Origin of the sequence: Pedobacter sp. (assembly GCF_965227205.1) — a bacterium.
Classification (GTDB): domain Bacteria; phylum Bacteroidota; class Bacteroidia; order Sphingobacteriales; family Sphingobacteriaceae; genus Pedobacter.
Map to the genome: position 1 here is coordinate 330368 of NZ_OZ245727.1, position 11861 is coordinate 342228.

The 11861-nt window shown below is 34.6% G+C and carries 8 protein-coding genes; 4 read left to right on the top strand and 4 right to left on the bottom strand.

Annotated features, from left to right (window positions below; all coding sequences use genetic code 11):
• Positions 1–75: 75 nt before the first annotated feature.
• The 3 genes from ACO05K_RS01235 to ACO05K_RS01245 form a co-directional block, all read right to left on the bottom strand.
• Entirely contained in the window at positions 76–2955 is a 2880-nt protein-coding gene (locus tag ACO05K_RS01235; RefSeq protein WP_421942653.1) for a ligand-binding sensor domain-containing protein, read from the bottom strand.
• A gap of 509 nt (positions 2956–3464) precedes the next feature.
• Entirely contained in the window at positions 3465–4412 is a 948-nt protein-coding gene (locus tag ACO05K_RS01240; RefSeq protein ID WP_421942654.1) for a rhodanese-related sulfurtransferase, read from the bottom strand.
• Positions 4413–4545: 133 nt separating this feature from the next.
• On the bottom strand, positions 4546–6993 hold the full coding sequence (locus tag ACO05K_RS01245) for a DUF5686 and carboxypeptidase regulatory-like domain-containing protein (RefSeq protein ID WP_421942655.1): 2448 nt from the start codon (positions 6991–6993) through the stop codon (positions 4546–4548).
• 250 nt (positions 6994–7243) lie between these two features.
• On the opposite strand from ACO05K_RS01245, the gene kbl reads away from it, so the two are divergent.
• From kbl to ACO05K_RS01265, 4 genes are all read left to right on the top strand, one after another.
• A complete protein-coding gene (kbl, locus tag ACO05K_RS01250; protein WP_421942656.1) occupies positions 7244–8431 on the top strand; it encodes a glycine C-acetyltransferase in 1188 nt (395 codons plus the stop codon).
• Positions 8432–8577: 146 nt separating this feature from the next.
• Entirely contained in the window at positions 8578–9618 is a 1041-nt protein-coding gene (gene pheS / locus ACO05K_RS01255) for a phenylalanine--tRNA ligase subunit alpha (protein ID WP_421942657.1), read from the top strand.
• Positions 9618–10034, top strand: a complete 417-nt coding sequence (locus ACO05K_RS01260) for a hypothetical protein (RefSeq protein WP_421942658.1) — start codon at positions 9618–9620, stop codon at positions 10032–10034. Before pheS ends, ACO05K_RS01260 begins: the two co-directional genes overlap by 1 nt.
• 1 nt (position 10035) lies before the next feature.
• Entirely contained in the window at positions 10036–10611 is a 576-nt protein-coding gene (locus ACO05K_RS01265; protein WP_056870108.1) for a TetR/AcrR family transcriptional regulator, read from the top strand.
• Positions 10612–10682: 71 nt separating this feature from the next.
• Here the strand turns inward: ACO05K_RS01265 and ACO05K_RS01270 are convergent, their stop codons facing one another.
• A complete protein-coding gene (locus ACO05K_RS01270; protein ID WP_421942659.1) occupies positions 10683–11759 on the bottom strand; it encodes an ABC transporter permease in 1077 nt (358 codons plus the stop codon).
• Positions 11760–11861: the final 102 nt, after the last annotated feature.

Below are 11861 nucleotides of genomic sequence, written 5' to 3' on the forward strand. Positions count from 1 at the left end.
CGTAGTGTTTTTAACCGCTTCTAAAAGCTTCCTTAAGAAGCATTTAGAAGCTTAGAGGTACTAGGAATATGGAGATTAAAGCTCCATTAGAAACTCTGTTAAGTTTTTATCGTGCGGAACGTTTAATTTTTTTCTTAATCTGTATCGTCTAATTTCTATTCCTCTCAAAGTAATGTTCAATAAAGAAGACATCTCTTTACTGCTCATGTTCATTCTCAAATAAGCACATAGCTTTAAATCATTTGGTACTAAATCCGGATGCTGAGCTTTAAGTTTTTTGAAGAAACTTTCATGTGCTTCATTAAAGCTATTTTCAAACAAATGCCAATCGCGTTCGTCGGTCATGCCGTCGTTTATTACTTTTTGAATTTTTCGAAGTTGGTCATCACCAAGTTTTTTTCCGTTCTCATCTTTAAGCTTAACAAGCTCATCGCTCAGCTTTTGCAACAATTCGTTCTTGTAAACAAGTGTCATTGCAGAATTTGCCAACTCGCGGTTTTTAGAAGCTAGTTCGGCTTGAAGTTTTTCAGTTTGAAGTTTATGGATTTGCTTTTCGTTAGCTTCTGCTTCGAGTTTTAAAATTTCCTCCTGCTCAGCTTGTAACTTATCGCTAATTTTTTGACTATCTCTCTTAAGTTTAGTTTCATAGATCTTTTTACCCATTATCAATGCAGAAACGATAACTATAAGGTAAAATAAAATTGCCCAGTTGCTTAAATACCAAGGGCGAAGAATAGTGAATTCGAAAGTTGTAGTTTCGCTTACTAAAGAATCGTCTATTTTAGCTCTTACTTTAAAAACGTAAGTGCCGCTGCTCAAATTGGTAAAATCTTTCTGCGTTGCCGTGCTCCAGTCCGACCAGTCTTTAGAATACCCTTCCAGGTAATATTGAAATTTTATTTTCGCTTGCCTGAAGTATGGTAATGAGAAAGAAATACGTACGTTATTTCTGCTATTTCTAATTTCAATTGCATTGCCATCATTACCATTCTCGCTTATAACAGCATATTTATCAGTAATATCCTCAATTTTTCTGATTAAAACCTTTTGCAGAATCTTATTATTTGCAGCATCAATTTTTTGATTTGCATTATAAAAAACAAAGCCATCATCAACACTAATTAAATAAATAGAATCGCTTATTCTGCTAATGTTCTCATAATACTGAACCATTCTACCATCTAAAACGCTAAATCGGTTCGAATCAATTGAAATTTTTCCGGCCTCACTAAAATTCGCCAAAGCAGTTTTACCGTGATTTATAAACCAGTATTTTTTTGCACCTGCATTTATAATTTTGTTGGATGATTCAAACGAGCCTAAAGCCTTATTTAGTGCATTATATTTAGAAAATTTATCACTGATATTATCGTATGTGAAGAAACCTGCATCACTAGCAAAAACAATTTGATTCTCAAGATTGAATAGGTTCAGGTTATAATTGCTTGGCAATCCGCTTTTCTCATCATAATATTTGTTAGTGATAACAGTACTATAATCAGCACTAAGCTTTAATTTGTATAAGCCTTTATAAGCATGGCTTACCCATATTTCGCCTTTATGGTCTTGCTCAACGTATCTCGAGGGAATATTGAAATTTGCTATTTTTTTATAAAACTGCCACTTGCCTGCCGCATTCTTATTAAATAAAAGTAATCCTGTGTAAGTTCCCTGAATTAATAAGTTGGGATTACTATTTAGCTTTTTAATCGTCCAGCCGCCACTGTAGTTTGTAATGGTTTCAATTTTATCGCCAACTACATTAAATGTACCGTTATTATGGCCACATAAAAGTTGATTATCAATAATGGTTAACTCCCAAACCTGACCCTGAGAGTTTGGAATAAGCTTAAAGTTTAAATTCGAAAACTGCTCTCCGTTACGCCAGTCGCTATAAAACAAACCTTGATTTGTACCAAGGTAAATCTTGTTATTGAAAATTACGCTGGAATAAACCGTTCCAAAAACGCCTGTTTTATCCAGATAAAAATAAAGAGGGGAATTTAATTCGATGCGGTCGATACCATTATCAAGTCCTGCCCAAAGATTTTGCTCATTATCTACATATAGACTCAGTACAGTATTGTTTTGCAATCCGCTTGATTTATTTATTCTTTGGATGATGTTTCCGTTATCATCAATAATAATAATTCCATTTAAAATAGTGCCATAAGCATAATATTTACCCAGAATTTTAACACCATTATTCAACTGAAATGCTGATAGAAACGAATTTGCAGGTGTGTTAAAAGGCGAAAATGATTTGCCATCGTAAATAAATAATCCATTTTTACCTGTACCAATTAAAAGCGAATTGCCTTTATATGGTAATATAGATAGCACACCGGTTTTACAAATTAAATCACTGCCTGGAATAAACTCTAGCTTGCCGCCTTTAAGTTCGTACAAACCTTTATCCTCAACAAAAAAACGTTCTCCGATTTTATAAGAAAAAAGAAAATTACCAGTGTTTTTTAAAACGCTGATTTTATCGTTTTCTAAAGAATAAATTGCTTTAAATGATTGGAAAACTACTTTTTTGCCGAAGATGTGAATTTTCCAAATCTCATCGTTTAACTTTTCTGATTTTGGTATAAGATGCGTTAAGGAAGTATAAATTAGCTTGTTTTGTTTGTAAGACCAATATCCAAAATCTCCGAAACAACCCGTGTATATTTTGCCATTTGCATCAGCAGCAACCGACCTTACAATTTGGCCATTTGGCATTTTGTACTGGTCCCAATATTTTCCATCGTAAGTAAGTAAACCTTCGGTATTCCCGAAATACATTACTCCGTTTTTATCTTTTGATATGCTCCAGTTTTGATTGCCTGAAGCATAAGTTGCTTTTGAAAAATTCTGAATGTAGGGTACACCTATACTTTTAATATCAGCAGCATATAATGTATGAGTAGAAAGAATGATAAAAATAAGTACGCGAAAAATTTTAAACATAAATGGAATCTGATTAAGCCATTGTTATGCAAAGTAACTGAAAAATGTTGAAATTCGCTTAGTGATACAAGTTATTGGCATACTTTGGCCAATGTTAAATTCTAATTGAAAATCCTTTTTTTCGATAATCAAACTTACTAAGTTGCTATTTTCATTTCGCACTATGTAATAGATAAAGGCTTAAATTTCGAGAATGGAGAGAGAGCTTATTGTACATAATTGCAGAAATCAAGTTACCAAGGTATCTGATAAAACGGATTTGGTTCGGACTTCATTCGGAGTTAAGACGGTGTTGTGACAATTGAATCCGAACAAACTACGACTTATCCCTTAGTGAAGTTAAAATCATTAGATAACACTTCTGCAAGAAATCCATAGCCTTGTAGCAATTGATATTTTGGAGGGCGACCGAGCTTGTTTAAAGGATGCTTAAGGATCTAAAAAAGCGAGCCCTATAAAGAAGTCGCTTTTCAATATTTATCTGTAGGACTGGTTATTTAAGAAAATAACTATGCAGTTATTTCTGCTTTTTTAGCAACCGGTTGAGGAACTTTTACATAATAACCTGTGCCATCGTAAGGGCGCTTACGTGGATTTGTTGTGCAGGCAGTCGAGCAGCAGCCTTGTAATTCATTCCCGCAATCATCGCATTGCGTAATGTGCTCGTTGCATTCCGGATTTGCACAGTTAATCATTTTTGGAGTTGTTTTGCCACAGTTGTAACAAACAGAAACTACAGTTGGATTAACATTATTTACATCAACGGCAATTCGATTATCAAACACATAACATTTGCCTTCAAAATCTTTACCGCCTGCTTCTTTACCATATTTTATAATTCCACCATGAAGTTGGTAAACATCTTCAAAACCATGATGTAAAAGAAGGGCAGAAGCTTTTTCACACTTAATTCCACCTGTGCAATACGTTAAAATCTTTTTATCCTTGTACTGTGCTAATTGGTTTATTTGCTCAGGAAAATCACGGAAATTTTCAATATCAAGCGTTATAGCGTTTTTAAATTTGCCAAGGTTATGCTCATAATTAGAACGTACATCTAAAACAATTACATCCTCATCATCTTTCATCTTCATAAAATCTACAGGTTCTAAATGCTTTCCTGTTTTTTCATTTGGATTTATAATCGATGTATCGCGTAAGCCTGAATGAACAATTTCAGATTTATAACGACAATGCATTTTCAGGAACGAAAGTTCTTCAACATCATCAATCTTAAATTCTGTTTTTGCAAAGCGTTCATCAGCATGAATGGCTTTCATATAGGCTTCACAAGCTTCTTGAGTGCCGGAAACGGTTCCATTCAAACCTTCATCAGCAACGATAATTCGGCCAACTAAACCTAGTGATTTACAAAATTTAAGGTGATCTGCAGCAAATTGTTCTGCATCTGCCATGTAACTATAGCAATAGTAAAGTAGTGTTTGATATTTTTTCATAACGCTGTTGATACCGTTGCAAACGGCGTTTAAAGCGGGGCAAAGATAATAAATTGAGTTATAAGTTTTATGTTATAGGTTATAAGTTTTTTTGGTCTAGAACTTACTACGTAAAACCTATAACTTAAAACTACTAAAACCCGTACGCAATTCTAAAACCTTGTGTAAGCTTTCTGCCGCCATCATAAGCAAAACCATAGCTGGCTCTTAAAACCAGGCGTTGCAATCCAAAATAAAACTCTTTATAGTTTCTTTTTTCTGGTGATGAAAGATAACCTCCGCCAATAAATTCTTCGAGCTTCGCTTTGCGTAATAATGGTACTTTGTTAATGAAGAAGCCTGCAAAATTATGCTCTAAATGCGCTTCGAAATATTGTTTGTTTGTGCTGAACTGATAAAAATCAAGGTATTGGAATTTTCTCAAATTTGGCGGAAAAAACGTTGAAATGTTACCCGAAAAATGCTTGAAATCTGGGTAGTACATTTGGTTATTATTTACAAATTTACCTGCGCCAACCAAAAACGAAGTGTAACCCCATAAGCCTAAACTTATTCTATCCTGATAAACTTCTGCCTTGATAAAATCGTAATCAACATCACTATTTAATAAATCTTTGAATCCTTTTTTATAAAGGAAAGTTATTCTTGGATATTTAGATTCGGTGTAAAATTTCCCATCCGGTCTGGTAATATATTTTTGTCCGAATGTATAGGTTAAGCTTCCTGTTGCACTAACAGATGTATAAGTTGGAAACAACGGCGTCTCTGTAGCGGGCGTAAAAGGATTGTTAGAAGTAAATTCTAATTCCTTATTATCGAAAAATTTAAAGTTCGAACTATTGGTAAGCGTATGGTTTCTGGCATAATCAAAACTTAATGAACCTTGTAAGCCGCTCGCTAATTCTCTTGTTGTATTGATATTAAAGAAACTTTTTTCGTAAAACTTAGGGAAGTTTTTTTCGTAAAGCAATGAGTTGATGGTGTTGCCGAGTTGTGACATTGAACCAAAATTGTTTAAATCGAAAATACCATTTCCAAAAGATGCACCAATACTTGCTCTTTTAAGCGGATCGTAAAAGTAACTACCCGTTAAACTACCCGTTAATTTTTGGTTTGCAAAGCCGTACCTCAACTCCGGACGAATGCTGTAAGTTCTGCGGTTTTCGAAAACCTTTCTATAAGTAACACCATATTTTATTGCAAAACCTTCTACAGTATTATAAAATATCGATCTAAGAATTGGGTCGAACGAATAATACTCTTTATGAAAACGATCGTTAATGCTGTAACCATTTAAAAGGAGCTTGCCTAAACCAAACTTGTTATTATCTTTTTCAAGTGAGTCTAGATAAACTTTAGATTCCTTCCGCTTTGCGATACTATCTTTTACGATATAGTTTATTTTTTCATCGGGTGTTAAAGGTATAGGGCGATTATTACTCCAGTAAAGTGAATCCTTTTTGTTAACCATTTCGGTAACTTTTAAAATTTCTCCGCTGAAGAAGTTCTTAGGGAAAACCGGAGTAACATCGTAATTGCTGTAAATTCCAACAAAATAACCTGCAAATTTAAAACCTAATACATTGCCATTAAACTGAAAGTTGATGCTAGTAGGCATGTAAACATCTTTCACTTTAGTAAACTGTTGATTAATATTTAAGGTGTCGATAAAATTAATTCCTGCATTTTTGGTTAAGTACAAATCGGTGTTATATATTCTCCAGCTATCATCAATAATGTAAATAATTCCTCTAAAAACAGGGTCGTTAGTTCTACGCGGAATTACTTCAATTTTATTGATGGTTTCTCCATTTTCTTTTGTCTCGCCCAGATATTTGTACTTGTAATAGAACATTGCATTTTCTGCAATGGGCGATATAAAACCTCTGGAACTTAATGTGTTTTCAAGCAGATAATTATCGTAAAAATTTATAATTAAATCTGATGCTTTGTTAAAACTAAAAGCATTGTTTCTACCCGCAACTTTCGATGAAATCATTTCTTCGTGAACATCATTTGGTCTGCGAAAACTGAATTTGCTTTGCGATTCTGATAAATAAATAATGCCTTTCCGGTTAGTGTCAAGCTCCATTACCTTTCTAATATCCTGACCGAAAAACTTTTTAGGTGCACCATTTAACCTTTGCACACCTTTTATGTAAACATCGCAAGTGAAAGAATTAACCTCATTTAAATGTTGCTTTCGCGATGCAATTGCTTTGCGCATTATTGCATAAGCCGGGTCTTCTGCATTTGCCCTGATTGTAACATTATTTAGCGTAAAGCTTTCTGAACTTAGTGTTATATTTAATGAAGTTGAGCCATTGATATTTACAATTTGTTCCTGTTGTTTATAACCAACTGCTCTAAAAGTTAAAGTATGCTGTCCTTTTGCTAATCTTAATTCGTAAAGGCCATCAACATTTGCAGATGTACCCTTTGTGGTATTTTTGATATAAACAGAAGTAAATGGTATTGGCTGGCCGTCAACATCCTTTACTGTGCCTGAAATTGTAAATTGTTGTGCAATTACTGATTGAGTGAAAAATAAAAGGGTAGCGAGTGCGCACAGTTTGAACATAAATAAATCAAAGACTAGTTAAGCTATAAATATCGAATAAGTTTTAACACTATACATATAGCTATGTGTTAAAGTTTGTTAAGTTGATTAAAAAATAAATTTTGCGGCTTTTTTAATTTGATTTAGCGCAATGTGGTTTAACAGAAACATCAAACGTTTGTTTTTGAAATATTAGTATTACATAGGCTATTTTGATGTTGAGCGTAGTTTTTTTTATAACTTTGGAAGCAAAATCAACCGGTAAAAAACCATGTATAAAACATTACAACCAGTTCTTCAGAAAGAACTAGAAGAGATAGAAAACGCTGGATTATATAAACGCGAACGCATTATCGTTACGCCTCAAGGTGCCGATATTAAAGTGAGTGGCGGGGCAGAAGTAATTAATTTCTGTGCAAACAACTATTTAGGCTTATCATCTCACCCAAAAGTAATTGAAGCTGCTAAAAAGGCAATAGATGATCACGGATACGGAATGTCCTCTGTGCGTTTTATTTGCGGTACGCAAGATGTGCATAAAGAACTTGAAGCTAAAATTTCTAAATTTTTAGGAACAGAAGATACTATATTATACGCAGCTGCCTTTGACGCAAATGGTGGTGTTTTCGAGCCATTATTTAATGCTGAAGATGCGATTATTTCTGATGAGTTGAATCATGCATCGATTATTGACGGGGTGCGTTTATGTAAAGCACAACGCTTCCGCTATAAAAATGCCGATTTAGAAGATTTGGAAAAACAATTAATTGCTGCTAAAGATTGCAGACATAGAATTATTGTTACTGATGGTGCGTTTTCTATGGATGGTTCTGTAGCACCACTTGATAAAATTGCTGATTTGGCTGATAAATACGAAGCATTAATTATGATTGATGAATCGCATTGTACAGGTTTTATCGGTAAAAATGGTAGAGGTACACACGAACATTTTAACGTAATTGATAGAATCGATATCATCACCGGAACATTAGGTAAAGCATTAGGCGGTGCGTCTGGTGGCTTTACATCAGGAAAAAAAGAAATTGTAGATATGCTACGTCAGCGTTCTCGTCCATATTTATTTTCAAACACTTTGGCTCCTGCAATTGCTGGTGCTTCTATTGCAGTGTTAGATATGTTAAGCGAAACCACTTCGTTAAGAGATAAACTGGAAAGCAATACCAAATATTTCCGTGAGAAAATGACTGAGGCTGGTTTTGATATCAAACCTGGTTTTCACCCAATTGTGCCTGTAATGCTTTACGATGCTAAAGTTGCTCAAGAATTTGCGGCAAAAATGTTAGAAGAAGGTATTTATGTAATCGGATTTTTCTATCCGGTTGTACCACAAGGTAAAGCACGTATTCGTGTACAACTTTCTGCAGGGCATGAGCAACACCATTTAGACAAGGCTATTGCAGCATTTACTAAAGTTGGTAAAGAATTGGGTGTGATTTAATTCCTTAATCCAAATAAAACGACAAAAGCCACAGTAATGTGGCTTTTGTCGTTTAGAGTTCATTTTCTTGTAATAATAGCTTTAAGGAGAATTTTTGAACTCATTATCGTTAAAATAATCAGAAAATTAGCCTTATATTTGAAGCCATGTTACAGGATAAAATAACACAATACTCGGAAAAAATTAATGCTTTCGTAACTGAAAAAGCCGACGAATTAGAGCAATTCCGTATCAAATATTTAGGAAGTAAAGGAATTATTAAAGAGATTTTTGAAGAGTTTAAAACAGTTTCAACTGAAGAAAAAAGATCTTTAGGCAAAGTTTTGAATGAGTTTAAACAACTTGCCGAATCGAAATATCAAAGTTTAAAAGAATCTACTGAAACAACACAATCTCAAGCTGCGGTAAATGAACAGGATTTAACTTTACCGGGTGAGGGTTTTGAAATTGGTTCTCGTCATCCATTAGCTTTAGTTAGAAGAGAAATTGTCGAAATTTTTTCGAAGCTTGGTTTTACAGTTGCCGAAGGTCCTGAAATTGAGGATGACTGGCATAACTTCTCTGCATTAAACTTCCCGGAAGAACACCCGGCAAGAGATATGCAAGACACTTTCTTTATTAAAAAAGGTGGTGAAAAAGGAGATATCGCTTTGCGTACACACACTTCATCAGTACAAGTTCGCATGATGGAACAAGGTCAGCCGCCATTCAGAGCAATTATGCCCGGTCGTGTTTACCGTAACGAAGCAATTTCTGCTCGTGCACATTGTTTCTTCCATCAAATAGAAGGTTTGTATGTTGATGAAAATGTATCGTTCGCAGATTTAAAACAAACGTTATTTTATTTTGTACAGGAATTATATGGAGAAGGAACAAAAGTACGTTTCCGCCCATCTTATTTTCCGTTTACAGAGCCATCTGCAGAAATGGATATTTCTTGTACCATTTGTAAAGGTGATGGATGCCAATTGTGTAAATATAGCGGTTGGGTAGAAATTCTAGGTTGCGGTATGGTAGATCCAAATGTTTTGGAAAACTGTGGCATTGATTCTAAAAAATACAGTGGTTTTGCTTTTGGTATGGGAATAGAACGTATTGCAAACCTTAAATATGTAATTAAAGATTTAAGATTATTCTCTGAAAATGATGCTCGTTTCTTAAAGCAATATAAATCTGCTTTAATTTAATGGGGAGATACTTATATAGCTTGTTATTTGTACTTGTATTATTTACAGGTTGTGGCAAAGATGCAAGTTTTATACCCGAAGTTTCAGTGAATTTTAGTTTGCCATTGGCTGATCCACGTTTGAGTAGGTTAAGTAGTCCAGGTGGTGCTGTTCTTATTAACGGTTATGGTGTAGCCGGTTTGGTGCTTTATCGCCGAACAGATAATGGCTATGTAGCGTTCGATCGCTGTAGCACCGTGAATCCTGAACAAAAATGTGCGGTTACTATAGATGATCCTTCTTTAACCGTAACTGATCCTTGCTCTGGAGCAAAATTTTTGCTTGAAGATGGAAGTCCGGTAAAAGCTCCCGCTGTTAGGGCTTTAAAACAATATACAGTAGCCATCTCTGGCGCCAATTTACATGTAACCAATTAGAATGGAAGCCGAAAAAATTAAAGAAACCGTTAAAAAAGCAGCTAAAGAGCTTTTTAGAAAATACGGATATCATAAAACCAGTGTAAATGAAATTGCTAAAAAAGCCAGAATTGCTAAAGCAACAATTTACAAATACTTCGAAAGCAAGGAACAGGTACTGGATAGTATTTTAATGGATTATCTTGACCAAAACTTACATGAGATTTTACAAAATAAAGTAAGTTATGCATCAGAGGAAGAGCATTTAAAGGCTTTGGTAATGAAAACCAGCCGACTTTCCTTTACTGCTTGTAATGAGTTTATTGGTTGGGATTTTGTTCGTGAGAATGCTAATTCTCAGGAGTTTTTGAAACACCTTTCCGATCAGCTTGAAGCATTGTTGCTTGCGGCTTATCTTCAATTGGATAACTTTAAAAATAATCCTGCTAGGAGAGAAGGTTTAGCTTTCTTACTTAAAGCCAGTAAAAGTATCGTATTCTCTTTCGCATTTACATCTGTAAGCGATTCTGATGTTCGTAAGAATTTTGTGAGTTTCCAGAAAGAGATATTACCTTTCTTAGTGAAGGCAGCTTTATAATACTTTATGCTCATAAAAAACGGGATGTTGCCAAAAGCTACATCCCGTTTTTATTTAAGGGTTTTATTAAATTATTCCCATTTGAAAACTTTTACGGCAACTGCATAAATTCCAATTCCCCAGATAAGTAAAATCATAATCTGGAATTTAACATCCCATAAACCCAAACCTTCAAAAGCTACTTTTCTCATTGCATCATTTAAATAAGTAAGAGGTAAAGCTCTGCTAATTGGTTGCAGCCAACTTGGAAAAGCTTCTATTGAAAAGAAAGTTCCTGAAAGTAGAAATTGTGGTAGTGTTACGATATTTGAAATTGGCGGAACCATACTTTCGTTTTTGGCAATGCCCGAAATGATGAATCCAAAGCCCATAAAAACAATTACGCCCAGTGTTGCGAGTATTATCATATTGAGAACTGTGAGTGCGCCATGAACGAGCGTAAATCCGAAAAAGAAGTGTCCCAATAAAATGATGAATAGCGCACCGATTAATGCAAAACCAATTCTTGCAATTCCTTCGCCGATAACTATGCTTGAGCGTTTTACCGGAGTAGCAAAAAAACGTTTAATAACCAACGTTTGGCGTAAGCTTAAGAAAACAAATGCTGTTCCGAAAACGCCAGTGCTTAATAGCGAGAAACCAAGTTGTCCTGGCAAGATAAAATCAATTGTTTTATATTCTCTACCGTGGATGGTACTTTCTTTAATCTCAGCAACCGATGGTTTTAATTGTTTATCGTAAAAAAGGTTATTTAAAACTGATTTTAAAATATTCCCTTTATCCATTGATGCTGATGTATAAACCACATTAACCGAATATGCTTCAGAATTTACCTTTCTGTGCACATCAACCATTGCATCTACATTTCCTTTTTCCAGCAATTTGTCAAATTCTGCTTTTGATTTATCTCTAACCAAGCGAATCATTCCGGTTTGTTCCATTGATTTAATTACTGGGTTTTCAGTATCAGAACCTGGTGTTATTCCAACATCTAACCTTGTACCGCCGCCGCCTAAAAATCCGAATACTAAAATAAATATTAATGGAAAGGCAAGTGTAAAAACCACCGCCGAAGGACTTCTCATTATAGAACGAAAACTCGCTTTTGCCAAGGCTAAAGTGGCGGTTGTATTGCTGTATTGTTTCATGGACTATTTTTTAATAGTTGTACTGTTTTTGTTTTCTAAACCCGATTGAAGCGGCAGCTCCCGATTTCAACATCAAATGTTTTGGTTAATTTGTTATGCTTT